Origin of the sequence: Ensifer sp. (assembly GCF_035999135.1) — a bacterium.
Classification (GTDB): domain Bacteria; phylum Pseudomonadota; class Alphaproteobacteria; order Rhizobiales; family Rhizobiaceae; genus Ensifer.
The window spans coordinates 19,874-42,788 of record NZ_DASYGZ010000059.1; the positions used below are offsets into that span (position 1 = coordinate 19,874).

A 22,915-nucleotide genomic window follows, 5' to 3' on the forward strand; every position below is an offset into this window, starting at 1 on the left:
CGTTTTTGCCTTTAGGCTGCCGGTGGTCTGGCAAGCCATTCGCGCTTCAAAAGCGCATAGACGAACTCGTCCCCCCAGGTGCCATTGAACCGGTCGTTCTCGATCAGATGCGCTTCGCGACGCATGCCGAGGCGCTCGGCGACACCGACCGAACCGCTATTGAGCGCGTCGAGCCGGGCGAAGATCCGGTGGAAGTTGAGCCGTGAGAAGCCGAGATCGAGCACGGCCCGCATCGCTTCGGTGGCATAGCCCTTGCCGGCAAAGGCGGGGTTGAAGATATATCCGGTCTCCGCCTGTTCGGCCGCCTTGCTTGCGAGCTTCAACAGGACCTCGCCGATCAGGGCACCGTCTTCCCGGCGCTCGACGGCAAACACCGCGACGTCTCCGTCTTCCGCGAGCCGCGGTGCCGATGCCTTGGCGAATTTCGCCTGCGCCCCGGTTTCGTCGAGCGGATCCTGATACAGAAATCGATAGACCTCCGGCAGCTGGTGATAGGCAAAAAAGCCCGGGAAATCACCGGCCGAGAACGGCCTGATGGTCAGACGTTCGGTGAAAACACGGATATCGGACAACGTCATAGACTGAAACACTCCCGCTGCAAAAACGGCAAATGGGGAGCAAGGCGTTGTTTTTAAAGGATCGGCCGGAGCATTTTCCGCGAGAATCTGGCATCGCAGTTTCTCGCCCTGCCGTCAGTTGACTTCGTCGGGCAGGATTGGCAACGGCGCAACCGCGATGCCCTCTTCGAGCAGCGCGACAGCCTCTTCCGCCGTCGCCTTGCCAATCAGGCCGCGTTGTTCCGCTTCGCCGTAATGGATCTTGCGCGCTTCCTCCGGGAAACGCTCGCCGACATCGTCGGCGTTCTCGCGCACGCTCTTCACCAACTCGCGGATCTTGGCGATGGTTTCCTTCTGCGCCTGATCGACGATCACCGCCCGCGTCGCCTCCTTCTTGCGCGCGGTCGCGACCGACGGCGCCATCAGTTGCTTGAGGACAGCCGTCGAGTTGCAGGTGGGGCACGAAACAAGCTTGCGCTCGACCTGACGGTCGAAATCGTCACTCGACGAGAACCATCCCTCGAAGGAATGGCCGTTGTCGCAGGAAAGCGTATAGCGGATCAAGCGGCGACGCCTCCCTTCCCGGTGGCGGCGACTTCATCGAGCGCAAAACTGCGGGCGTTCTTGAGGTTCGGTATCTTGGCGCGCACCGCGTGAACCGCCGCAACGTCGATGTCGGCCAGCACGACCGCCTCACCGGTCGGGCCGGCAGACGCAAGCACCCTGCCCCAGGGATCGATGATCATCGAATGGCCGAAGGTCTCGCGTCCGTCCTCGTGCACACCCCCTTGGGCCGCGGCAATGACGAAGACGCCGTTCTCGATCGCGCGCGCACGCAGAAGAATTTCCCAATGGGCCTCGCCCGTCTGGCGCGTGAAGGCGGCCGGTACCGACATGATCTCGGCGCCGGCGACCGCCTGCTGCCGGAAAAGCTCCGGAAAGCGCACGTCGTAGCAAATGGTGAAGCCGAGCTTGCCCAAGTCGAGGTCGGCGACATGCGCGACGCTGCCGGGCTGATAGGCAGCGCTTTCGCGCCAGCTTTCGCCATTGTCGAGATCGACGTCGAACATGTGGATCTTGTCGTAGTGGCAGATCTTGCCGCCGTCGGGACCGAAAAGCAGCCCGCGATTGGCGATCTTGCCGTCGGCAAGTGCGATCGGCGTCGAGCCGACATGGACGTGGACGCGGAGTTCAGCGGCGAGCTCTGCGGCTTGCCTTGCGATGATGTCGTTAGCCTCGTCCCTGAGGATCGCCCGCAGGGCCGCACGGTCACGCTGGAGCGCGCCGGTCATTTCCGGCGTCTGCACATAGATCGCTCCTTGGGCAGCAGCCTCGCGCACCAGCCGGGCCACCGTTTCCGCATTTCGTTGCGGGTCGACACCGGAGCACATCTGGATGGCTGCAGCCTTGAAGGTCATGATCGTTCTACTCCTGATACGTGCCGCCGCCGATTGAAGCATCAGCCAGACGCGGCAACAGGCGGGACGTCAGCGCGTCTCAGGCCGCGAGCATCGCGTCGAGCTTGCCGGCGCGTTCGAGCGCATGCAGATCGTCGCAGCCGCCGACATGGATGTCATTGATGAAGATCTGCGGGAAGGTCGAGCCGCCATGCGCCTTCTCGATCATCGTCTGGCGAACGTTCGGATCATAGGTTGCATCGTGTTCGAGGAACGGGACGCCCTTGGTTTCCAGCAGTTTCTTGGCGGCCGAACAATAACCGCAGAATTGACGCGTATAAATGACCACCGAAGCCATGATCCAGAACCGCTCCTTTGCCGGCGTCCGTGCCGGCCATCTGTTTGTCATATAAGACCGGATACGGCTCTTGCAAAGGTCAAAACCGTGACCTGCCCGGCGCCCGCCCGCTTCAACGCTCTGGCCGCAGCCGAAACGGTTGCACCGGTCGTATAGACGTCGTCGACGAGAACCACGCTTTTCCCACGCAGGCCCGCCTTGCCGCTTTTAGGGACCGCAAAGGCACCGCGCACATTGTCTTCCCGGGCCCGCAATCCGAGGCCGACCTGCCGGCTGGTCCGCCGGATGCGTTTCAGGAGATCGGGTTCGTAGGGCCTGCCCGAGAGCCGGGCGATGGCGCGCGCCAGTTCCGCCGACTGGTTGAACCGGCGTCTCCAGAGCCGGAAGGCGTGCAGCGGCACGGGGATGATGGCGTCGGCCGAGGCAACCGCGCCGTCGCTCGCGCGGATCATCCATTCCGCCATCATCGGCGCGAGATCCGTGCGATCGCGATACTTCAGCCCATGCACCAGATCGCGCGCAATGCCGTCGTGGATCGCGACCGAGCGCAGGCGATCGAAGACCGGCGGCTTGGCGATGGCTTCGGGCGAGACCGATCCGGGACCGTGATCGACCGAAAACGGCGTGCCGAGAATGTCGCAGAACGCGCGTTCGATCAGCGGCAATGTCGTCCAGCAGCCGGCACAGACAGCGCGATGGGCGCCGACCAGCCGACCGCAGCCGCAACAGACCGGCGGATAGACGAAATCGGCGGCCCCAGCCACCAAGCCACGCAGGACGCGCATCGAACGCTCAAATGGAATCGCCCACCCTTCCCCTGCCATGCGGTTGACTTTGCCCCTCCGAAGGTCTTTTTGCTGGCGATCTCGCGGAGACAGTATCGTGGAAAAAATCTTTGACCAGAGCCTCGTCGAGGCGCACCGGGCAAGAGCGCTCAGAAACGCCGACCCGAAGGCCGGCTTCCTCCTTGATATCGTCGCCGAGGAACTGGCCGAACGCGTCAGCGTGGTCGAGCGTCACTTCGATCGCGCGCTGGAGCTGCACGGCTATACCGGGCAGACCGCGCGCCAGCTTATCGCGACCGGCAAGATCGGCGCCGTCGAGCGCGTCGAAACCGATTTCCGCTTTGGTTCAGACGAACAACCGGTCGCGATCGCATCGCTGGAAGAGGTTCCCGTCGAACCGGAGAGCGTCAATCTCGTCGTGTCGCCGCTCTCGCTGCATCTGACAAACGACACGCCGGGCGCCTTTATCCAGGTGCGCCGGGCGCTGAAGCCCGACGGGCTTTTCCTTGCGGCCATCCCCGGCAGCGGCACGTTGCAGGAGTTGCGCGAGGCGCTTCTTGCTGCCGAAGCCGAGTTGACGGGCGGCGCCAGCCCGCGCGTCATCCCCTTCGCCGACGTGCGTGATGTCGGCGCGCTTTTGCAGAGGGCGGGCTTTGCATTGCCGGTCACCGACACGGAAAGCTACACGGTGCGCTACGATTCGCTGTTTGCGCTCATCCGTGACCTGCGCGCCATGGGTATGACCAGCCCGCTCAGCGCCCGCAGCCGTGTCCCGGTCTCGAGGCGGTTCTTCTTGAGAGCTGCGGAAATCTACGCCGAGCGCTTCTCCGATCCGGACGGTCGGGTGCGCGCGACATTCTCGATCATCTACCTGTCCGGCTGGGCGCCGCACGAGAGCCAGCAGAAGCCGCTGAAACCGGGCTCGGCCAAGCAACGGCTTTCCGCAGCGCTCGGCACCAAGGAACAGCCGCTGTAGGAGCGGTCCTGCGCGCGATGGTCGCCGCCGTCGCCCATGGGCGAACTCGCGAGATTGAATGTTCAGGTGGTGCGCCGGCGATCGCCGGGATGAACCCTGGCGCCGCGTCAGCAGCCGCTCTTGCGACCGTCCGCGTCGATGACGCAAACCGCGCCCGGCATTTCCTGCAGCACGCTGCGGCGAACGGTATAGCGCTTGCTGGTTCCGCTCGAGGGAATCGAGCCGGTCGAGATATTGTCGTAATCGACAGGTGTATTCGCCATGATGCGCTTGTCGGTCTTGGCCGACAGCATCGGCGTCAGAATGAGGGTCAGCGCAATCACTGCCGTTCCAAACAGCAGCGACAGATTGAGCACACCTGTCCGGCGGGACTGGCTCGTCACCAGGTCCTTTTCCTGAACCGTGCTCCAGAAATCGTCATCCACCATCCCAGCCTCACAAACGCGCGACACGCGGCGGACGCAAGCGCCCTTCCCAAGCCTGGTTCCACCGCATTGCCTGAAATCGGCACGCCGTTTTGCGAACGATGCGTACCGAAATTGAACTGCGGTTATCTTTGCGCCACGGAGATAAACGATCGATTAATAATCAATCAGTTTTCGGGTAGGTTCAGAGCAAATCCATGAGAAACGGGATGAGCGGTTCGTCAGCCGGCGGCATCGGATAGTCCCTGAGGGACTTTGGCCGGACCCACTTGATCGCCTGGCCTTCCCGTCCGGTCGCCATCCCTTCGTAGCGCCGGCAGACATAGAGCGGCATCAGCAGGTGAAAATCGTCGTAGCTGTGGCTGGCGAAGGTGAGCGGAGCAAGGCAGGCAACCTTTGTGTGGATGCCAAGTTCCTCGTCCAGCTCGCGGATCAAGGTTTCCTCCGGCGTCTCGCCGACCTCCACCTTGCCGCCTGGAAACTCCCAGAGGCCTGCCAGAGATTTCCCTTCCGGCCGCTGCGCGAGCAGGATGCGGCCATCGCTGTCGACAAGGGCACAGGCGGCAACGAGGACGATCCTCTTTCCGTTGCTGTCCATGACCTCAGGCCTCAGGCGTTCTGTAGATGTAGCTGTAAACTTCGGCAAAGCCGGCGCTGCGATAGAGCGAAAGCGCGGCACCGTTGTCGGCCTCGACCTGCAGCCACGCCTTCCGGCAGCCCCTCAGACGCGCCCAGCGCAGGCAGACGTCGAGCATCGCCTTACCGACGCCGCGTCCCCGAACGCGCTCGTCCACGGCAAACTGCATGATGCCGGCAAGGTCGTTGTCCTGAACCACCAGCGCAACGGCCGTCGGCCCCGTCTCGGCGTCCTCGAAAAGGAACAGGCCGCTCTCGGGCTTGATCGCATTGATGATCTCGGCGAGCGGCGCCTTCTTCTTCGGATCGTTCTTGCCGATACCGATGCAGGCATCGACGAACCGCCCGACATCCTTGATCGGCAGATGGTCGATACCGTCGCCGAACTCGCGCTCGGCAAGATCCACGGTCATCACCAGGCTGCGGCTGAACGCGGTCCAGCCAGCGGCATCCATGTGAGCAACGAGTTGCGGCGGCGTCAGCGGCGTCTGGCGCACGGTCAGCGGCCGGCCATAATCGGCAAAGCGCCTGGCAGCCTTTTCCAGACGCACAGCAATGTCGCGGTAGTCGGACGGATCGAGCGGGTTGACGGAGTTCAATCGCTTGGAATCGTGGCCCGCATTCAGCCGGATCAGCCAGCTGCCATCATACTGTACCGACGCTGCCGGCCAGGCGCGGAAGCCTACAGCCTCGAGACGGCGCACGCTTGGGAGATCCACCATTGCCACTTCCCTGCCTTCAGCCACAACCTTGTCCGTCGCCGGCCGAACATCACTCGATGTCATCTTGTTACCTCTGCCGGCTGCATCAGCCGGCTCACTTCCATCGCCCAACCGAAGCGTCAGCTCCGGTAGTCGCCGTTGATTTCGACATATTCCTTCGTCAGGTCGCAGGTGTAGACCGTGGCGCGGCCGGAGCCGAGGCCGATCTCCACGCGGATGGCGATGTCCTCTTCCTTCATGACTGCAGTTGCAGCCGCTTCCGAATAGGTGGGATCCCGTTCGCCTTCGACGGCCACGCGCACGTCGCCGAACCAGATCGCCAGTCGGTCGCGCTCGGCCATCTCGCCCGATTTGCCGACGGCCATCACCACACGTCCCCAATTGGCGTCCTCGCCGGCAACCGCGGTCTTGACCAGCGGCGAGTTGGCGATCGACAGCGCAATGCGCTTGGCAGCCGCGTCGTTCTCCGCACCTTCGACCGTGACCGCAACCATCTTGCGCGCGCCTTCGCCGTCGCGCACCACCTGCAGCGCGAGATCATGCAGAAGCTCGTTCAGCGCAAGGCGGAATTCGTCCAGCTGCGGGTCGGCCGCATCGCCGACCTGTTTCTGGCCGTCTGCGGCGGCCGCACCGGTCGCAAACAGCATCAGCGTGTCGGACGTCGAGGTGTCGCTGTCGACGGTGACCGAGTTGAAGGTCGGGCCGACGCCTTCAGAAAGCAGCGCCTGCAACGCCGAAGGCGCGATGTCGGCATCGGTGACGACGAAGGAGAGCATCGTCGCCATGTCAGGCGCGATCATGCCGGCGCCCTTGGCGATACCGTTGATCGTCACGGTGATCCCGCCGATCTGAGCCGTGCGGGTCGCGACCTTCGGGTAGGTGTCGGTCGTCATGATCGCCTTGGCGGCTTCAAACCAGAAATCTTCCGTGCCCTTGGCCGAAAGTGCGTCGAGCACGCCGGCAAACTTCGTCGCGTCCAGCGGCTCGCCGATGACCCCTGTCGAGGCGAGAAAGACTTCGCTTTCCGCGCAACCGACTGCCTTTGCGGCAGACTTCGCGGTCAGCTCCGTCGCTTCACGGCCCTTCTTGCCGGTAAAGGCATTGGCGTTGCCGGAGTTGACGACGACGGCGCGCGCAACACCGCCCGAGAGGTTCTTGCGGCAGAAATCGACCGGCGCCGAAGGGCACTTGGACCGGGTGAAGACACCGGCCACGGCAGCCGGTCGGTCGAACACCATCATCAGCACGTCGGTGCGGTTCTTGTACTTGATGCCGGCGGCAGCGGTCGCCATGCGCACACCGCGCACAGACGGCATTTCGGCAAAGGTTTTCGGAGCGAGCGGAGAAACGGAGCCGGACATGGGAAACCTGCTGTGACGTGTTGGAGCCAAACATTTCCAGGAAAAGTGCGGTGCCGTTTTCCGTCAGGAAATGCGTCAATTCAAGGATCTGGAGCGGACCGCAACCGAAGCCCTACCGGATCTATTCTGCGACAAATGCCCGAGCGGTTCTCACCGCCGGGCATCGACATGAAGCGGTGATGGCAGGCCCACCACAGGCAGGCCCGCCGATCGAAATTACTTGGCTTCCTGGGCTTCCTGCGCCTTGTTGGCCTCGTCATAGGCCTTCTTCAGCGCCGGATCGGAAATTTCGACGCCAGCGTCCTTCTTGGCGGCAGCCAGCAGTTCGACATACTTGTCGCGCATGACGAGCTGACGAACCTGCGGCTCGACCTGCTCAAGCGGCGGCGGAGCCTGCGGGCGCTTGTCTTCGACCAGGATCACGTGGAAGCCGAACTGGGTCTTGACCGGGGTCTTGGTGTAGGCGCCCTTGTCGAGAGCAAAGACCGCCGTATCGAATTCCGGGACCATGCGGCCCTTGGTGAAATAGCCGAGGTCGCCGCCGTCGCCCTTGTTCGGGTCGGTCGACTTCTCCTTGGCGAGATCGACGAAGCTCTTGCCGGCGTCGAGTTCCTTGATGATCTCCTTGGCTTCATCCTCGGTCTTGACCAGGATGTGGCGCGCCTTCACTTCTTCCTGAACCGGGATCGCTGCGATCTCCTTGTCGTAACGGGCCTTCACCTCTTCCTTGGTGATGGCATCGACGACATGCTTCTTGAAGTAGGCGTTGTGCAGTTCGCGCTCGGTGAGGTAGGCGACGCGCTGCTTGAAGGTCGCGTCATCCTGCAGGCCTTCCTTTTCTGCGGTCTTCGACAGGAGCTTGACGTCGATGATCGCCGACAGCGCGGCGGCGCGCTTCTGCTCTTCCGGCATCTGCTGAAGCTGCGGGTCAAGGCCACCGAGTGCAAGGGTGAGCTCGGACTGGCGCACGTCCTGGCCGCCAACCTTGGCGATCACCGGATCTGCGTCTTCCGCCCGCGCACCACTGTGAACGGCAATCGCCGCAACCAGCGCTGCAGCGGCCAGGGTTTTCAACTTGGACATGCTCACAAACCTTTCACATTGGCCTTTGGCGCAATTGCCTCAAGCTCGTAGCGGCTGCACACCACCAGAATGTGGCGGTTCTGTAGCCGTCGGCCCGTGCAATTGCGTTGACATAATTCGACCCCCCTCTTATCTGTCACGCAACCTCGCGTCCAGAACAGTTTCCGGGCGTTTCACGGCATTGCGCGGTTTTTCACGGTGCAGCCATGAGACCTCAGGCAACAGAAAAGAAAGGACCATTCGTATGGTCAGTCTCGGCGGCCTAGCCCGCAAGTTGTTTGGCTCCTCCAACGATCGCCGTGTGCGCGGCTACAAGGCTCGGGTGGACGCCATCAACGCACTCGAAGCCGACATGAAGGCCTTGTCGGATGAGGCGCTCGCCGCCAAGACCGCCGAGTTCCGCAAGCAGCTGGAAGAGGGCAAGACGCTCGACGACCTCCTGGTCCCGGCCTTTGCGGTTGCCCGCGAGGCGGCCCGCCGCGTACTCGGCCTGCGCCCGTTCGACGTCCAGCTCATCGGCGGCATGATCCTGCACGAGCGCGCGATCGCCGAAATGAAGACCGGCGAAGGCAAGACCCTGGTCGCAACGCTGCCGGTGTACCTGAACGCGCTTGCCAGCAAGGGCGTTCACGTCGTCACCGTCAACGACTACCTCGCCCAGCGCGACGCCGGCACCATGGGCCGCGTCTACTCCTTCCTCGGCATGACCACGGGCGTCATCGTCCACGGACTCTCCGACGAGCAGCGCCGCGACGCCTATGCCTGCGACATCACCTACGCCACCAACAACGAGCTCGGCTTCGACTATCTGCGCGACAACATGAAGTACGAGCGCGGCCAGATGGTCCAGCGCGGCCACTTCTTCGCCATCGTCGACGAAGTGGACTCGATCCTCGTCGACGAAGCGCGCACGCCGCTGATCATTTCAGGCCCGCTCGACGACCGCTCCGATCTCTACAACACGATCAACGAGTTCATTCCGCTGCTGTCGGCCGAAGACTACGAAATCGACGAAAAGCAGCGCTCGGCCAACTTCTCGGAAGACGGCACGGAGAAGCTCGAGAACCTGCTGCGGGAGGCGGGTCTTCTCAAGGGTGAATCCCTCTACGACATCGAAAATGTCGCGATCGTCCACCACGTCAACAACGCGCTGAAGGCCCACAAGCTGTTCCAGCGCGACAAGGACTACATCGTCAGGAACGGCGAGATCGTCATCATCGACGAATTCACCGGCCGCATGATGCCGGGCCGCCGCTACTCCGAAGGCCAGCACCAGGCGCTCGAAGCCAAGGAAAAGGTGCAGATCCAGCCCGAGAACCAGACGCTCGCCTCGATCACCTTCCAGAACTACTTCCGCATGTATTCCAAGCTCGGCGGCATGACCGGCACGGCCTCCACCGAAGCGGAAGAATTCGGCAACATCTACGGGCTTGAAGTGGTCGAAGTGCCGACCAACTTGCCGATCAAACGTATCGACGAGGACGACGAGGTCTATCGTACGCAAGGCGAGAAGCTGAACGCCATCATCGAAGAGATCAGGTCGGCCCATGAGCGCGGCCAGCCGATGCTGGTCGGCACGACCTCGATCGAAAAGTCCGAACAGCTCGCCGACCTGCTGAAGAAGTCGGGGTTCAACAACTTCCAGGTTCTGAACGCCCGGTATCACGAGCAGGAGGCCTTCATCGTCGCCCAGGCCGGCGTGCCCGGCGCCGTCACGATCGCCACCAACATGGCCGGCCGCGGCACCGACATCCAGCTCGGCGGCAACCTCGACATGCGCATCCAGCAGGAGCTCTCCGAGGTCGAGCCGGGTGCAGAGCGTGACCAGCGCGTCGAGGCAATCCGCGCCGAAGTCCAACAGCTCAAGGAAAAGGCGCTGGCCGCCGGCGGCCTCTACGTTCTTGCCACCGAGCGCCACGAAAGCCGCCGCATCGACAACCAGCTGCGCGGCCGTTCCGGCCGTCAGGGCGACCCGGGCCGTTCCAAGTTCTACCTGTCGCTTCAGGACGACCTGATGCGCATCTTCGGCTCCGACCGCATGGACAGCATGCTGCAGAAGCTGGGGTTGAAGGACGGCGAGGCGATCGTCCATCCCTGGATCAACAAGGCGCTCGAGCGCGCCCAGAAGAAGGTCGAAGCCCGCAACTTCGACATCCGCAAGAACCTCTTGAAGTACGACGACGTTCTCAACGATCAGCGCAAGGTGATCTTCGAGCAGCGCATCGAGCTGATGGATGCCGAAAGCGTCACCGAAACGGTCACCGACATGCGTACCGAAGTCGTCGATGACATGGTCACCAAGCGGATCCCGGCGAAGGCCTATGCCGAGCAGTGGGACGTCGAGGGCCTCAAGGCCGACGTGCAGCAGTATCTCAATCTCGAACTGCCGGTGGTTGAGTGGGCGGCGGAAGAAGGCATCGACGAAAACGATATTCGCGAACGCGTGATGGCGGCTGCCGAGAAGGAAGCTGCAGACCGTGCGGAACGGTTCGGTCCTGAGATCATGCAGTATGTCGAGCGTTCGGTCGTTCTGCAGACGCTGGACCACCTCTGGCGCGAGCACATCGTCAACCTCGACCACCTGCGCTCGGTCGTCGGTTTCCGCGGTTACGCCCAGCGCGATCCGCTGCAGGAATACAAGTCCGAAGCCTTCGAGCTGTTCCAGACGCTGCTCGGCAATCTGCGCCAGGCGGTGACCGCACAACTCATGCGCGTCGAGCTTGTTCGCGAGGCTGCCGAGGCGCCGCAACCGGTTCCGCCGGCCATGCACGGCCACCATATCGACCCGCTGACCGGCGAGGACGACTTCGGATCCGGCGGCGATACGCTTCTGGCGGCACCGCCGATCCAGCGCGACGCAACCAATCCCCTGTCCTGGGGCAAGGTGTCGCGCAACGAGGCCTGCCCCTGCGGCTCGGGCAAGAAGTACAAGCACTGCCACGGCATCTACGAAGCATAAGCGACGCCGATTGCGTCCGCCTCTTCTCGCTTGAAAAATGCCGCCCCTCGGGCGGCATTTTGCGTTTACGAACCGGCCTGTCGGCTGGCTGCGCCCGCGTGACCGGCGTCGGCGATTGCATCGGCTGCCGATTTCAGGGCGCACCGAGCAGCGGGCCGTGATCCCGACGGTTTGCCGCCAGTTGCTCAACGATTTCCTGGCCGGAAGCTGCCGCCCGATAAAGGCCGGAATTGGCCGCCATTGGCGCGCCGGATGGGACATCTGCTCTCAGGCCCACCGCGCTGAGGGCATCAGCGTACTGGCGTTCGATCGCGGCTCTCTGGGCGTCGGGCTCTATCCCCGCCTTTTCGAAGGCGAGACGCGCCGTACCATCAGGCAGATCGAGTGAGGCCAGCAGGAAGTGTTCGGCACCGGGCTCCCGCTGCTGGTCCAAAAGAGCGTTCGCTTCCGCCCGTTCGCAGAGGAGCCTGATGGTGCCCATGTCCTGAAGCTTCGTTTCATGCCTTGAAACATCGCAATCCCCTTATGTGGAACTCTTGTCTGCCGCCACGTCTGAAAGTCGCTTGTGGGCCGCCTGCTTGGTGATCCCGAGCGCCTGGGCGATCCTTGACCACGACCAGCCCTGGCCAAGGGCTGAACGCACCGCCTGGCGCTCGATGCGATCGGCCAGTCGGCGCAAGGCGACGACGGCGGCGAGCGCCTCTTCAGGATCGGTCGGAACGGTGATGTCGCGCAGGTCAATCATGCGTCAACCTTAGTTGACGACCCTTGCCGCGTCAACCAAGGTTGACGGCCTCTAGACCTGCGCGACACGCAGTCAATCGGCATGTTTTGCCACATCGGGTACAACCGCGCTGAACCGTTTGTTAACGCTGTTCTGGCAGTACTGAAACCCTGTATTGCGTAATCTCAGGGTGTCCTCGTGTTCATGGCGGTATGTCAAACGGCCGGACGAATGCTGCCGTCGGCGCTGAGACACCGCCTCTGCGCGCTCATCGGCTCGCTCGGGTCCGTCCTCACCGGTTCCGACGCAAAGAGCACGGCGCGCCGCATGGCGCTGGTCGCCTTCACCATCCGCATCGCCAGCGCGGCCATCGCGTTCCTGTCGCAGATCATCCTTGCCCGGCTGATGGGTGAGTTCGAATACGGCATCTTCGTCTTCGTCTGGGTGCTTGTCATCCTGTTCGGCAGCCTTTCCTGCGTCGGCTTTCACTCCGTCGTCATCCGCTTCCTGCCGGAGTACCAGGCCTCGGCCGCGATGGACGAAATCCGCGGCGTCACAACGACTGTGCGTGTCTTTGCCCTTTCCTCCGCCACCACCGTCGCCGTCCTCGGGCTCGTTGCTCTCTGGCTCTTTGGAACCCACATCGAGGCCTATTATCTGGTCCCGCTCTTCCTCGGCCTCTTCACCTTGCCGATGATTTCGCTTGGCGATGTGATGGATGGCACGGCGAGGGCCCACGGCTGGGCGCTCTCGGCCATGAGCCCGACCTTCATCGTGCGCCCGGTGCTCGTCCTCGTCTTCATGGTGCTGGCGGTCACGAACGGTGCGCCGCACACAGCGGAGACGGCCATGATCGCCGCCATGGCCGCCGCCTATGTGACGACGGTGGGGCAATTCCTGCTTTTGACCCAACGCCTGCGCGCGCGCTATGTGCCGGGACCGCGGCGGATCGAGCTTCGCCGCTGGCTCAAGGTTTCCGTCCCGGTCTTCATGGTCGATGGTTTCGGATTCCTGCTGACCAATTCCGATGTGGTGATCGTCGGCCTCTATCTCGATCCCGAGCACGTCGCCATCTACTTTGCCGCCGCCAAGACGATGGCGCTCGTCCATTTCGTCATGTTTGCCGTCAAGGCGGCGGCCGGGCCGCGTGTCGCGACCGCCATGGCCCGCGACCCCGGCCAGATCCGTGCCATCGCGATCGAAAGCGCCCGCTGGGCCTTCTGGCCGTCCTTGCTGGTTGGGGCGCTCGTGCTCCTGGCCGGGCCGTTCCTGCTCTCGCTGTTCGGGCCGGCCTTCGTCGCCGGCATGCCGCTGATGGCGATCCTGTTTGCCGGCATCCTGGCCAAGGCCCTCGTCGGGCCGGCCGAAACGCTGCTGACGATGGCGGGCGAACAGACGCTCTGCGTCATCCTTTACGCCGGCGCGCTGCTGGCCAATATCGCACTCAACCTGAGCCTCATCCCTCTTTTCGGACTGAACGGTGCTGCTTTTGCAACCGCTGGTGCTATGTTCGTCGAGGCGATGCTGCTGCACATCGCCGTCCGGCGTACCTTCGGCTTCGCGCTCTTTGCCTTTGCAGGCGCGCGGGCCGGCAACGATAACAACGGGGCTGTCCATCCATGATCGGCAATACCAATCTTCCGTCCGATGCAAACAGCCGGGCCGCACGGGTACTGGGCGGCCTGGCGCAGGCCGGCGACGGCGGACCAATCGCGGAGCACATGATCGAGGTCGGCCGTCCCGGACGCCACCTCGCCATCTACCCGGCAAAGGCCGGGTACGAGTTGCAGCGCGAACTCGACTTTCTGTCGAACCGGGCGCTCGAGCCGAACGTCTTCTTCACCGGTCGCTTCCTCGCCCCCGCCATGCCGCGCCTGGAAGAGCGCGTCATCCGGCTGGCGATCATGCGCGACAACGACGAGCGCCGCAGCAGGCTGCGTTTCCTGATGCCGTTTTCGATTGAAAAGCCGGGGTTCTCGATCGGCGCGCCGATCATTCGCGCCTGGTCCAACCCGTTCGGCCCGCTCGGCGTGCCGCTGCTCGATGCCGAGGATGCGGCCGAGACCATCGACAACCTGTTCGAGGCCTTTGCGGCACCGGCAACCGGCCTGCCCTCGATCCTCGTTTTGCCGGACATGCGGCTGAACGGCAAGGTTGCCCGCCTCACCCGCGCCGTCGCGATCGGCCGCAACCTGCCGCTGACGGTGACCGACACCTTCAGCCGGCCGATGCTCGAAAGCCTGCAGGACGGCCCGACCTATCTTCGCAACGCCATCAGCCCCGCGCATTTCCGCGAGTTGCGGCGGCAATGGAACAAGCTCGAGAAGGAAGGCCAGCTCGCCTATTCGGTCGCCCGCCAACCCGCCGAGATCCGTCTGCGCATGGAGGAATTCCTCGCGCTCGAAGCCTCCGGATGGAAGGGCAAGAGCCGCAGCGCCATGGTGCTCGACCGCTTCCGCGCGGCCTTTGCCCGCGAGGCGATCACCAACCTGGCCGACGGCGACAGCGTGCGCATCCATACGCTCGACCTCGACGGCAAGGCGATCGCCTCGATGGTCGTGTTCATGATGTCGGGCGAGGCTTATACCTGGAAGACCGCCTATGACGAGCGCTACGCCAAGTTCTCTCCGGGCAAGCTGCTTCTGGCAGAGCTCACGGAATGGCATCTCGACGACGCCAACATCGCCCGCTCGGACTCCTGCGCCGTGCCCGATCACCCGATCATGAGCCGGTTCTGGCAGGAGCGCGAAGAGATGGGCACGCTGGTGATCGGCCTGCAGCAGACCCGCGACCGGGAAGTGCGCCAGGTGGCAGCCCAGCTTCACCTCTATCGCAACACCCGCAACATGGCGCGGATCCTGCGCGACAAAATCAAGGCGCTCGCCGGGCGCTAAGACACGTTGGCGCGCGTCAGGAGGTCGGCGCCTCGACCGCCTCGCCACGCGCTTCGGCCGCCGCCTGTTCACGCAGGAAGCGGCGGATGACCTTGCCCGAGGTCGTCAGCGGGAGGCTGTCGACGAAGGCGATCTCGCGCGGATATTCGTGCATCGACAGCCGGGTCTTCACCCATTCGCGGATGGACGCTGCCACGCGCTCGTCGCCAATGACACCCGGCCTCAACACCACATAGGCCTTGACGATCTCGGTCCTGACGGGATCGGGTTTGCCGACGGCTGCGGCGAGCTGAACGTCCGGATGGCCGGCAAGACAATCCTCGATCTCGCCGGGTCCGATGCGATAGCCCGACGAGGTGATGACATCGTCGTCTCGGCCGAAGAAGGTGAAATATCCCTCCTCGTCCATCACCCCCTGGTCGCCGGTTGTCATCCAGTCACCGATGAACTTTTTCTCGGTCGCCGCGTCGTTACCCCAGTAGCCGAGGAACATCACCGGGTCCGGCCGCTTCACCGCCACCTGCCCGACGCTGCCGGCCGGCAGTTCGCGTCCTTCCCCATCGATGATCGCCACCCGATGCCCGGGGGCAGCCTTGCCCATCGACCCCGGCTTGAGCACGCCGAGGTCGGCGGCCGACGAGAGCACGATGTTGCATTCGGTCTGGCCGTAGAATTCGCTGACCTTGAGCCCGAGCGCCGCTTTCGCCCATTCATAGGTTTCCCGGCCAAGCGATTCCCCGGCTGAACCGATGGTCCTCAAGTTGAGGCGATAATGCTCGCGCGGGTTTTCGACCGCCTTCATCAACCGGAGCGCCGTCGGGGGAATGAAGGCGTTGCGCACGTCCATTTCGTCCAGAATGCGAAACGCCGTATGCGGATCAAATTTCTGGGCCGGCGACGACACGACCGGAACGCCATGAAAAAGCGATGGCAGCAGTGCATTGAGCAGGCCCCCGGCCCACGCCCAGTCGGCCGGCGTCCACATCCGGTCGCCGGGTTGCGGCAGGAAATGATGGTGGAACTCGAAGCCGGGCAGATGGCCGAGCAGCACCCGGTGCCCGTGCAACGCCCCCTTGGGCGGTCCCGTCGTGCCCGATGTGTAGATCATCAACGCCGGATCGTCGGGGCCGGTATCGGCGGGCACGAAACCGGAGGAATCGCCGGATGCAAGGGACGAGAAGGCAATCGTTCTCGGCTGCGGTTTTTCCTCCGCCAGCACCACCAGACGCAGGTCCGGCAACCGCTCACGAATGGCGACGATGCGCTCAAAGCCGAAGCCGTTGGTGACGACGGCCGCAACGCCGGCGTCGCGCAGCCGGTATTCCAGCGCCTCGACGCCGAAGAGCAGCGCCAGCGGTAGCGCGATGGCGCCAAGCTTGTAGATCGCCGCATGGGCGATCGCCGTCTCGAACCCCTGCGGCATGAGGATCGCTACCCGTTCGCCGGGCACAACGCCCTCTCGGGCGAGCCCCTTGGCAAAGGCGGAGGACTGCCGGGCGAAATCGCCGTAGGTCAGCGCCTGATGCGCGCCATCGGGAATGAAGTGCTGAAGACAGACGCGCGCCGGCTCGCGCGCCGCCCAGACGTCGCTGACGGCGACGCCGATGTTGAACTTCTCCGGGATCTGCCAGCGAAAGGTGCTGTAGAGTTCGTCGTAGGTCTCGATTCTCGGTAACATGACGCTGCCATGACAGATTTTGTTGCAGCGCACCTAACACTGTCGTCACAAGATGTTCAATGACTGTGCGGACAGTCCTGTCCGCACACATGTCACCACGGCGCACTCAGTCCTGTGGTGGTTCGCTGAGCAGCAGACGAATGTGACCGAGGATCCGGCGAAAACCTCCGATCCCGCCGCCGCCGCGGGCGAGCAGGACCGCCCCCTGCCAGGCCGCCGTCACGATGGCGGCCCGCGACGCCGCCTGCTGTGGTGACCAGCCCATTTGAACGAGGTTCGCGGCCATCAGCCGCTCCGTGTCTGCAAGCACGCCTGCCGCCAGCGCGCGCATCTCAGCGGTTGTCGTCATCGGATCGGCCATGGTCTGCCCGACCGGGCAACCGATGATCTCTCCCTGTGACGCATAGAAGGTTTCGATCCGGAAAAGCACCCGCTCGATGCGCTGCAAGGGCGAGAGGTCCGGGTCCTCGAATATCGGCAGCGTTTCATCGCGAAAATGTGCGACCGCCTGCGCAAACAGGGCCTCGAACAACGCCGCCTTGCTCGGGAAGTGGTGCGTCACCTTGCCAAGCGATATGCCGAGTGCCGCGGTGATCTCCGAGAAGGAGGATGCCGCATAGCCGCGAACGAAAACCAGCCGCGCTGCGGCCTCGAGGATTTTGTCCCGGGTGCGAAGCCCCTTGTCGTACCCCATCGCGCCTAGCTCGCCGATGCGATCGAACGCCGGAAGAACCAGAAGGTCCCGCCCGGCACGAAGCCGAACACCATCGCCTTGAGCACCCAGCCGCGTGGCTGGTCGCGAAGCGATAGTTCATTGATCACGGCCCAGATGTAGGTAAGGAAGGCGACGCCGTGCAATGGACCGAGAAGGCGAGTGACTTCGGGAATGCCGAAGCCGTGTTTCAGCGGCACGCCAACAAAGACGAGCAACAGCAGCGTCGTTCCCTCGGCGATCGCGGCCAAGCGCAGCAGACGGGAGAGCGGCTGGCGGGATTGTTGTTCGGACATGAGCGACCTCACTTGATGATGGCTAGGAAAATGATGGCGACGGTCAGCGCCAGGCCAGAAAGCTGCAGGCAACAGATGCGAAGGTCCGAGACCTTGCCATCGCCCCGGCGCAGCGAAGCCGCGGTCGCCGAGATCGCGCCGTGCAGCGCGGTCATGGCACAGACACAGGCAAGCTTGACCTGAAACCAGGGCTCGCCAAGCGTCTCCATCCCCCTCAGGAAAAGCAGGCCCGCGCCGAACAGCAGCGCCGCCAGCATCGCCGGATTGACCACCAGACGCAGGCTTCGCTGCTCGGCCTCGCCAAGCAATTCGGCGTCGCCACCTTTCGCAAGCACGCCGTGATGACCGGCCAATTGGTTGGCGAGCAGACATTGCCCGCCGAGCCAGACGACCACCGCGACAACGTGCGCCGCCTTGATCCAGAGGTAATAGGGGAAAATCAAATCGAGCATCGCCAGCCCATAGAAAACAGAAAGACCATTCCGTTTTAGAGAAAGGACGTCGGATGTCACTGCGACAAATCGGCGGCGCGCGACACGGGCCAGTCAAAGCGGACAGGCGCACGGGAGGCTCAGCGAGGTGTGACGATAGTGGGCGTGCGGGAGATCGTGCTGTGATGGCGGTGCCCCATGCCGAAGCAAAGCAAACGAGCGGCATCAGCGCTCAAATTGCACTTCACTCTAGCTTTGCATCAGACTCATCTGACTACATGGTGAGGCCGTCAAGATAGGGGCGATTCATGAAGTGCATCTCTGAACTTTTGATGGGATTGGCGGGAGCGACATTGGTCGTCGTTAGCGCAGTTCAATCGGCGGAAGCTAACAGTGACAATGGCCAAGACCAATCTTGTGAAATCGTCAACTTAGCATACGCGGCAACCATGAACGCTACCCGGTCGAGCGTGACGGTTTATGCCGAGCAGGACGATGGATCTTTAGTGATTACTGCCGATTTGCGAACCCAGTCAGGTACTAATTATCTGAAAGATTCAATGCAAAAGCAATGGATCCAGTACCCACAGAGAAAGTGGGTTCCAGCGGACCAATTTGGCCCGAAAATAACTGACTGTGTATTTGAGGGTGACGAGAGTCACCTGGGTCTCGCAGCAAAGCACTATTCAGCTATCCGTCATGAGCTGCCGCAGGTCTCTAAAGTGGATTTTTGGATTACGCATGACGATGGACGAATTGTAAAAATGCGAATTGGGCCGTGGGGAGCCAAGCTTAAGTCCGGACTAGGACTAGTTGAAATCCGGAAGTTCGATGAGGAGGCATTGCCCCCTCCACTTTGATCCGCAGCCGCAGACTTGCGCTTCCATTCGGACGGTATGTCCGATGATTTTTCGAAACCCTGAACCGGAATTTCGTGCGCCTATCAGTTCCAAACTGAAACAGGGCTCCAATCGCGCCGTCGTCCAGTTTCCGTGAAAACCTTAAACAACTGCGCCGGCACGTCTGCACTCGCGGGATGCGAAAATGTGGGGCAAAAACAGCGAAAAGAACGCCAAAAACAATAGCTATTAGGTGTAGGTGGTGCCCCATGCCGGAGCGACGCAACTCATCAGAAACACCCTCTTACGCTGGCGTGGGACATGCTTGCTCGGCGCGCTTTCGTTATGCTTTCTGACGCGTCTGTCTCACGTTTCGCCGAAACATCCTCGCCGTTGTCCGAACCGCCACAGGGCTATTTGTTTCTCAAGCTTCAATTGCAATGGGTAAGTCGCTAGCCGCATCTTTCATTGGAGCCTTCAGGCGCGCCCTGGCAATGCAAATGCCGGTTTTCGCTATGCGCTGTTTTCCTCCCACATCCTACGATAGCGACGGCAATTTTTGGGCACCGCCGCTGTGAAAGAGATGGCAGGATTGCGCCACTAGCGGTCATCGTGACTTCTACGTCATTGTACCAACTCAAAATCCGGCAATTTAAAGGTCTTGTTGTTTAGCTCGTCAGTTCCACCGTAGAACCGCATGGCTGGAAGTGGCCTCTTGCCTGACGTTGGTATCCAGTTGCTTTCCAATCCTTCCGGGGCCTTCGGGCCCACATAGATCGTTACGCCGCCATCGACATTCTTCTTCATCTTATCGAGGTCATAGGAGGAGAGCGTTGTGCGATTGGTTTCGCTATAGAGGAATCCCATCGTCGCGCGGTCATAGACCGTCAGCGCCCAGAACTGCTTGACGGGCATCTTTGCTGGCACATCCAGTTTGTAGAGCTTGCCGGCTTCCAGCAGCTTTCCGTTCTTGTCAGCCATGGCCATCAAATACTGGGTGGCCGGGCTGTCACTCAACACCTTGGGCATGTAGGTGCACCAGAAATACTCCGCCGCGCGCCCTGTAAGATCGATCTTGTCGTCGTAGACAAAACTGAAGGTCCTGTTGGCATCGGTCATCAACAGCGAGGCGTAGTGTCTATCTGGCCAGTAGAGCTTTTCCTTGGGGATATTGTCGAACCACTCCTGCATGTAGAACCAGGCGTCGATGGCTGCCTGGCGCATCGCCTTCTTGGTCTTCGCATCGGGGGCGAAGGGCTTCCCCTTTTCGATGCCCAATGATGCCAGCATCCCGATCATAACCTTATCCTGAGGCTTTACCGGCTCGACATCGACGATTGACCACATGTCCTCGAAGGTCCGCTCATCGTAGAATGGAAGCGTCGCATAGCGGTCGTTGATCGGGTCTATGAACCTTTGCTCGGGCGGATTGGTCGCGTCGGAGAGATAGTACATACGCAGTTGTTTGGCATACCGGTAAGCATCTTCGACGCTCTTGCCTGGTGCCCGGACGGACCGGAAGGCAAAGGCAATCCGGAAATTCGGGGAAGGCACCTCGATATATCCAGGCGGTATTGCCCCCGTATAGCCCGGCGGTGTGAAAAGCAGCTTGCCGCCCTTGCCCGCGTCAATCCCCGAAGGCCCGACATCCGCAATTGTCAGCTGCCATGCGTCGACGACCTGACCGTAGACGCTGCCTTCATCGCTGGCGGGAGGCACCTCCAGCACGGCGGGGCCTTTCCGCAAGTCGGTGAAGGCTGTGATGTAGGGAGTGGTGCTGTTGGCAGTGATCGCTTCGAGCTTGGGCGTTGCGGGGGCCGAATAGACAATGATGTCGTTGTCCTTCAGGCCGAGGTCTTCGAAGGCTGCACGGCGAAAGCTGTATATCGCAGCGGCCGGCATGTTCCAGAGGACGGCTTCGAACGCCCGTTGATATTTGATCTGGTAGTCGAAATCCTTGATTGAGGCCGTCGATCCGGGTGGTGGCTCGCCGCCAAGTGGTTTGTCGACATCAGCAGCAAATCCGGAACTTGTGGCAAATAGTCCGAAAAACACGGCTCCGGTTGCTACGATGTTGCGAACTGCTCTCATCGGTTCCATCCCTCTTCATGCGCTGCGATAGACCAGGCCACCGACGTTGCAACTGAGCGATATGTGCACCGTAGCCGCACGTTGGCCTTTCGCATCACGCCATTGATTGTAGATACCCAAACTCACCAGAACAGGTTGATCCTGATGCCGCAAGTCTCGTAACGGTAACATGGACAGTAAATTCCGGCTGACGTCCGCTTCGGGCCGAAAGCGGCCTTCAGCCGCGTCGTGTAACCCCGGCCGCCGCCCACGGTGAGAATGCGGGGCAAAAACAGAGAAAAAACAATAACTTATAGGTGTATGTGGTGCCCCATGCCGGGGTCGAACCAGCACTCCTTTCGGAACTCGATTTTGAGTCGAGCGCGTCTACCAATTCCGCCAATGGGGCTCAGGGAAGTGCGATATCAGCGGCTCGGATGTACACGAAGGATTTCGCCGTGGTCAACCATCATTTTCGCGTTCAAGCGGTTGCAATCACGAAAGCGTGCGGAGACCGCGCGGCGCCCATGATTTACAGCGCGGTCGATCCTGCCTAAGAAGGCGCCATCAAGTTGCACTGCGGCATGAGCCCTCCCAGAGGACCGCCGCCCGCGAGGTATAGATGATCGACGCCGCCACCCCTTCCCGCCAGCACCTCATCATCGCGGTTCTCGTCACGCTCGGCATGGCGGCGACCGTCGGCGGCGCGCTCGGCTTCGAACATGTCGGCGGCTATATCCCCTGCGCGCTCTGCCTTTTGCAGCGCGATCCCTATTATTACGGCATCCCCGTCGGCATTCTGGCGATCGCCACCAGCGCCTTCAGGCTGCCGGCATGGACGACCCGCGCGCTGCTCCTGATCGTCGGCATCCTGATGCTCGTCGGCGCCGGCATGGGCGTCTATCATTCGGGTGCCGAATGGCACTTCTGGGAAGGGCCGTCGACGTGCGCGACGACGGCTCAAGGGGTCTCGTCCAATGTCGGCGATCTGCTCGGCGACCTCGATTCCAAGCATGGCCCGTCCTGCACGGAGGCGGCCCTTAGGGTGCTTGGCCTGTCCTTTGCCGGCTGGAACGTGATCGCCAGCCTCATTCTCGCAGCGATCGCGCTTCGCGGCGCTGCAAAGGCACGGTGATCATCCGGTCGATCCGAACGAACGGATGACGTCGGACCGCACGGGAACGCTACAGCGCCGCGCGTCCTATCAGACCTATCAGACGCGCAAAGGTCGCTGTAGAACTCTGAATTGCTGCATGTTTTTATCGTTTAATCGGCTACGATTAAAGGAAGCATGCAGTAGGCGCGGACGAACGCACGCACCTCCCCGATCCCGCTTCTGGGCTTGATCCGGCAGGAAGATACGAACAGCGTCAGGGCTGCAGTTCGACGTCCCAGTAGAGATAGTCCATCCAGCTTTCATGCAGATGGTTCGGCGGGAAGAGCCGGCCGTTGTTGTGCAGGTCCTGCACGGTCGGCTGGAAGGGCCGCTGGTGCGGGAACATGCCGGCCTGCTTCGGCAGCTTGCTGCCCTTGCGCAGATTGCAGGGCGAGCAGGCTGCCACGACATTGTCCCAGGTCGTCTGGCCACCGTGAGCACGGGGCACCACGTGATCGAAGGTGAGATCGTCGGGCGAACCGCAATACTGGCATTCGAATTTGTCGCGCAGGAACACGTTGAACCGGGTGAAGGCCGGGTGGCGTGAGGGCTGCACGTAGCTCTTGAGGCAAACAACGCTCGGCAGTCGCATCGAGAAACTCGGGGACGACACCGAATGTTCGTACTCGGCAAGGATGTTTACGCGGTCAAGGAAGACGGCCTTGATCGCGTCCTGCCAGGACCAAAGCGACAAGGGGTAGTAACTCAGCGGTCTATAGTCAGCGTTCAAGACGAGCGCTGGTAAGGCCTGTGGTGAGACTGCAATCGTCAAGCGTATTCTCCTGATCGATTCGGCATCTGCACCTTCTATATTAGGCCCGTTGCAACAGGATTGTGAAGCCGGAAACAAAAATGC

24 protein-coding genes and 1 tRNA gene are annotated in these 22,915 nt (G+C 62.1%); 6 read left to right on the plus strand and 19 right to left on the minus strand.

Annotated features, from left to right (window positions below; genetic code table 11):
* Positions 1-11: 11 nt before the first annotated feature.
* From VGO12_RS06300 to VGO12_RS06320, 5 genes are all read right to left on the minus strand, one after another.
* Positions 12-578 carry a GNAT family N-acetyltransferase gene (locus tag VGO12_RS06300; RefSeq protein ID WP_327511876.1) on the minus strand — a complete coding sequence of 189 codons (567 nt, stop codon included), beginning with the start codon at positions 576-578 and terminating at the stop codon, positions 12-14.
* A 114-nt stretch (positions 579-692) separates the two neighbouring features.
* A complete protein-coding gene (locus VGO12_RS06305) occupies positions 693-1,121 on the minus strand; it encodes a DUF1178 family protein (protein WP_327511877.1) in 429 nt (142 codons plus the stop codon).
* Positions 1,118-1,975: a carbon-nitrogen hydrolase family protein gene (locus VGO12_RS06310; protein ID WP_327511878.1), complete on the minus strand. Its 858-nt coding sequence runs from the start codon at positions 1,973-1,975 to the stop codon at positions 1,118-1,120. The genes VGO12_RS06305 and VGO12_RS06310 overlap by 4 nt, the downstream gene beginning before the upstream one ends.
* Before the next feature lie 79 nt (positions 1,976-2,054).
* The gene (gene grxC / locus VGO12_RS06315; RefSeq protein WP_327511879.1) at positions 2,055-2,312 is read right to left on the minus strand and encodes a glutaredoxin 3; all 258 of its coding nucleotides are present in this window, start codon (positions 2,310-2,312) and stop codon (positions 2,055-2,057) included.
* 47 nt (positions 2,313-2,359) lie between these two features.
* Positions 2,360-3,097 (minus strand): ComF family protein, encoded by a 738-nt coding sequence (locus VGO12_RS06320; protein WP_327511880.1) that lies wholly within the window; start codon positions 3,095-3,097, stop codon positions 2,360-2,362.
* Positions 3,098-3,194: 97 nt separating this feature from the next.
* Here VGO12_RS06320 and VGO12_RS06325 point away from each other — a divergent pair, with 97 nt between their 5' ends.
* Positions 3,195-4,073, plus strand: a complete 879-nt coding sequence (locus tag VGO12_RS06325) for a methyltransferase domain-containing protein (RefSeq protein ID WP_327511881.1) — start codon at positions 3,195-3,197, stop codon at positions 4,071-4,073.
* Positions 4,074-4,180: 107 nt separating this feature from the next.
* Here VGO12_RS06325 and VGO12_RS06330 read toward each other — a convergent pair whose 3' ends face one another.
* The 5 genes from VGO12_RS06330 to VGO12_RS06350 all read right to left on the minus strand — a co-directional run bounded on the left by VGO12_RS06330 (position 4,181) and on the right by VGO12_RS06350 (position 8,300).
* Positions 4,181-4,501 (minus strand): hypothetical protein, encoded by a 321-nt coding sequence (locus tag VGO12_RS06330; protein WP_327511882.1) that lies wholly within the window; start codon positions 4,499-4,501, stop codon positions 4,181-4,183.
* 181 nt (positions 4,502-4,682) lie between these two features.
* Positions 4,683-5,096, minus strand: a complete 414-nt coding sequence (gene mutT, locus VGO12_RS06335; protein ID WP_327511883.1) for an 8-oxo-dGTP diphosphatase MutT — start codon at positions 5,094-5,096, stop codon at positions 4,683-4,685.
* 4 nt (positions 5,097-5,100) lie between these two features.
* Positions 5,101-5,919, minus strand: coding sequence for a GNAT family N-acetyltransferase (locus VGO12_RS06340; protein ID WP_414650682.1), 819 nt, complete (start codon positions 5,917-5,919; stop codon positions 5,101-5,103).
* Between the two features lie 56 nt (positions 5,920-5,975).
* Positions 5,976-7,217 (minus strand): bifunctional glutamate N-acetyltransferase/amino-acid acetyltransferase ArgJ, encoded by a 1,242-nt coding sequence (gene argJ / locus VGO12_RS06345; RefSeq protein WP_327511885.1) that lies wholly within the window; start codon positions 7,215-7,217, stop codon positions 5,976-5,978.
* A 216-nt stretch (positions 7,218-7,433) separates the two neighbouring features.
* A complete protein-coding gene (locus VGO12_RS06350; RefSeq protein WP_327511886.1) occupies positions 7,434-8,300 on the minus strand; it encodes a peptidylprolyl isomerase in 867 nt (288 codons plus the stop codon).
* Between the two features lie 244 nt (positions 8,301-8,544).
* Between VGO12_RS06350 and secA the strand changes: the two genes are divergently transcribed.
* Positions 8,545-11,259, plus strand: coding sequence for a preprotein translocase subunit SecA (gene secA, locus VGO12_RS06355; RefSeq protein ID WP_327511887.1), 2,715 nt, complete (start codon positions 8,545-8,547; stop codon positions 11,257-11,259).
* Positions 11,260-11,392: 133 nt separating this feature from the next.
* Here the strand turns inward: secA and VGO12_RS06360 are convergent, their stop codons facing one another.
* Together VGO12_RS06360 and VGO12_RS06365 are read right to left on the minus strand one after the other, a co-directional pair.
* A complete protein-coding gene (locus VGO12_RS06360) occupies positions 11,393-11,740 on the minus strand; it encodes a Clp protease N-terminal domain-containing protein (RefSeq protein WP_327511888.1) in 348 nt (115 codons plus the stop codon).
* Positions 11,741-11,782: 42 nt separating this feature from the next.
* Positions 11,783-12,004, minus strand: coding sequence for a hypothetical protein (locus VGO12_RS06365; RefSeq protein ID WP_327511889.1), 222 nt, complete (start codon positions 12,002-12,004; stop codon positions 11,783-11,785).
* Positions 12,005-12,214: 210 nt separating this feature from the next.
* Between VGO12_RS06365 and VGO12_RS06370 the strand changes: the two genes are divergently transcribed.
* Entirely contained in the window at positions 12,215-13,606 is a 1,392-nt protein-coding gene (locus VGO12_RS06370; RefSeq protein ID WP_327511898.1) for a lipopolysaccharide biosynthesis protein, read from the plus strand.
* A complete protein-coding gene (locus VGO12_RS06375) occupies positions 13,603-14,877 on the plus strand; it encodes a GNAT family N-acetyltransferase (protein ID WP_327511890.1) in 1,275 nt (424 codons plus the stop codon). The genes VGO12_RS06370 and VGO12_RS06375 overlap by 4 nt, the downstream gene beginning before the upstream one ends.
* A 16-nt stretch (positions 14,878-14,893) precedes the next feature.
* On the opposite strand, the gene VGO12_RS06380 is transcribed toward VGO12_RS06375, so the two are convergent.
* From VGO12_RS06380 to VGO12_RS06395, 4 genes are all read right to left on the minus strand, one after another.
* Positions 14,894-16,555, minus strand: a complete 1,662-nt coding sequence (locus VGO12_RS06380) for an AMP-binding protein (protein ID WP_327511891.1) — start codon at positions 16,553-16,555, stop codon at positions 14,894-14,896.
* Positions 16,556-16,661: 106 nt separating this feature from the next.
* Entirely contained in the window at positions 16,662-17,249 is a 588-nt protein-coding gene (locus tag VGO12_RS06385; protein ID WP_327511892.1) for a TetR/AcrR family transcriptional regulator, read from the minus strand.
* A gap of 5 nt (positions 17,250-17,254) precedes the next feature.
* Positions 17,255-17,563: a DUF3817 domain-containing protein gene (locus VGO12_RS06390; protein ID WP_327511893.1), complete on the minus strand. Its 309-nt coding sequence runs from the start codon at positions 17,561-17,563 to the stop codon at positions 17,255-17,257.
* An 8-nt stretch (positions 17,564-17,571) separates the two neighbouring features.
* Positions 17,572-18,015: a CopD family protein gene (locus VGO12_RS06395; RefSeq protein WP_327511894.1), complete on the minus strand. Its 444-nt coding sequence runs from the start codon at positions 18,013-18,015 to the stop codon at positions 17,572-17,574.
* 287 nt (positions 18,016-18,302) lie between these two features.
* Between VGO12_RS06395 and VGO12_RS06400 the strand changes: the two genes are divergently transcribed.
* Positions 18,303-18,854, plus strand: a complete 552-nt coding sequence (locus VGO12_RS06400; RefSeq protein WP_327511895.1) for a hypothetical protein — start codon at positions 18,303-18,305, stop codon at positions 18,852-18,854.
* A 603-nt stretch (positions 18,855-19,457) separates the two neighbouring features.
* On the opposite strand, the gene VGO12_RS06405 is transcribed toward VGO12_RS06400, so the two are convergent.
* Complete coding sequence (locus VGO12_RS06405; RefSeq protein ID WP_327511896.1) at positions 19,458-20,924, minus strand: DUF1254 domain-containing protein; 1,467 nt, start codon at positions 20,922-20,924, stop codon at positions 19,458-19,460.
* A 303-nt stretch (positions 20,925-21,227) separates the two neighbouring features.
* Positions 21,228-21,312, minus strand: a tRNA-Leu gene (locus VGO12_RS06410).
* 213 nt (positions 21,313-21,525) lie between these two features.
* Between VGO12_RS06410 and VGO12_RS06415 the strand changes: the two genes are divergently transcribed.
* Positions 21,526-22,038, plus strand: a complete 513-nt coding sequence (locus VGO12_RS06415; protein WP_327511897.1) for a disulfide bond formation protein B — start codon at positions 21,526-21,528, stop codon at positions 22,036-22,038.
* A 235-nt stretch (positions 22,039-22,273) separates the two neighbouring features.
* Here VGO12_RS06415 and VGO12_RS06420 read toward each other — a convergent pair whose 3' ends face one another.
* Complete coding sequence (locus VGO12_RS06420) at positions 22,274-22,831, minus strand: HNH endonuclease (protein WP_034797858.1); 558 nt, start codon at positions 22,829-22,831, stop codon at positions 22,274-22,276.
* Positions 22,832-22,915 lie beyond the last annotated feature (84 nt).

Excerpts from the sequence above, each read along its gene's own strand:
- VGO12_RS06365 (WP_327511889.1), bottom strand. The coding sequence starts at position 12,004 with ATGATTGACCTGCGCGACATCACCGTTCCGACCGATCCTGAAGAGGCG.
- grxC (WP_327511879.1), bottom strand. The coding sequence starts at position 2,312 with ATGGCTTCGGTGGTCATTTATACGCGTCAATTCTGCGGTTATTGTTCG.
- VGO12_RS06405 (WP_327511896.1), bottom strand. The coding sequence starts at position 20,924 with ATGAGAGCAGTTCGCAACATCGTAGCAACCGGAGCCGTGTTTTTCGGA.
- VGO12_RS06360 (WP_327511888.1), bottom strand. The coding sequence starts at position 11,740 with ATGGGCACCATCAGGCTCCTCTGCGAACGGGCGGAAGCGAACGCTCTT.
- VGO12_RS06415 (WP_327511897.1), top strand. The coding sequence starts at position 21,526 with ATGATCGACGCCGCCACCCCTTCCCGCCAGCACCTCATCATCGCGGTT.
- argJ (WP_327511885.1), bottom strand. The coding sequence starts at position 7,217 with ATGTCCGGCTCCGTTTCTCCGCTCGCTCCGAAAACCTTTGCCGAAATG.
- VGO12_RS06375 (WP_327511890.1), top strand. The coding sequence starts at position 13,603 with ATGATCGGCAATACCAATCTTCCGTCCGATGCAAACAGCCGGGCCGCA.
- VGO12_RS06320 (WP_327511880.1), bottom strand. The coding sequence starts at position 3,097 with ATGCGCGTCCTGCGTGGCTTGGTGGCTGGGGCCGCCGATTTCGTCTAT.
- secA (WP_327511887.1), top strand. The coding sequence starts at position 8,545 with ATGGTCAGTCTCGGCGGCCTAGCCCGCAAGTTGTTTGGCTCCTCCAAC.
- VGO12_RS06395 (WP_327511894.1), bottom strand. The coding sequence starts at position 18,015 with ATGCTCGATTTGATTTTCCCCTATTACCTCTGGATCAAGGCGGCGCAC.
- VGO12_RS06390 (WP_327511893.1), bottom strand. The coding sequence starts at position 17,563 with ATGTCCGAACAACAATCCCGCCAGCCGCTCTCCCGTCTGCTGCGCTTG.
- VGO12_RS06300 (WP_327511876.1), bottom strand. The coding sequence starts at position 578 with ATGACGTTGTCCGATATCCGTGTTTTCACCGAACGTCTGACCATCAGG.
- VGO12_RS06340 (WP_414650682.1), bottom strand. The coding sequence starts at position 5,919 with ATGACATCGAGTGATGTTCGGCCGGCGACGGACAAGGTTGTGGCTGAA.
- VGO12_RS06310 (WP_327511878.1), bottom strand. The coding sequence starts at position 1,975 with ATGACCTTCAAGGCTGCAGCCATCCAGATGTGCTCCGGTGTCGACCCG.
- VGO12_RS06400 (WP_327511895.1), top strand. The coding sequence starts at position 18,303 with ATGAAGTGCATCTCTGAACTTTTGATGGGATTGGCGGGAGCGACATTG.
- VGO12_RS06385 (WP_327511892.1), bottom strand. The coding sequence starts at position 17,249 with ATGGGGTACGACAAGGGGCTTCGCACCCGGGACAAAATCCTCGAGGCC.
- VGO12_RS06370 (WP_327511898.1), top strand. The coding sequence starts at position 12,215 with ATGCTGCCGTCGGCGCTGAGACACCGCCTCTGCGCGCTCATCGGCTCG.
- VGO12_RS06350 (WP_327511886.1), bottom strand. The coding sequence starts at position 8,300 with ATGTCCAAGTTGAAAACCCTGGCCGCTGCAGCGCTGGTTGCGGCGATT.
- VGO12_RS06330 (WP_327511882.1), bottom strand. The coding sequence starts at position 4,501 with ATGGTGGATGACGATTTCTGGAGCACGGTTCAGGAAAAGGACCTGGTG.
- mutT (WP_327511883.1), bottom strand. The coding sequence starts at position 5,096 with ATGGACAGCAACGGAAAGAGGATCGTCCTCGTTGCCGCCTGTGCCCTT.
- VGO12_RS06380 (WP_327511891.1), bottom strand. The coding sequence starts at position 16,555 with ATGTTACCGAGAATCGAGACCTACGACGAACTCTACAGCACCTTTCGC.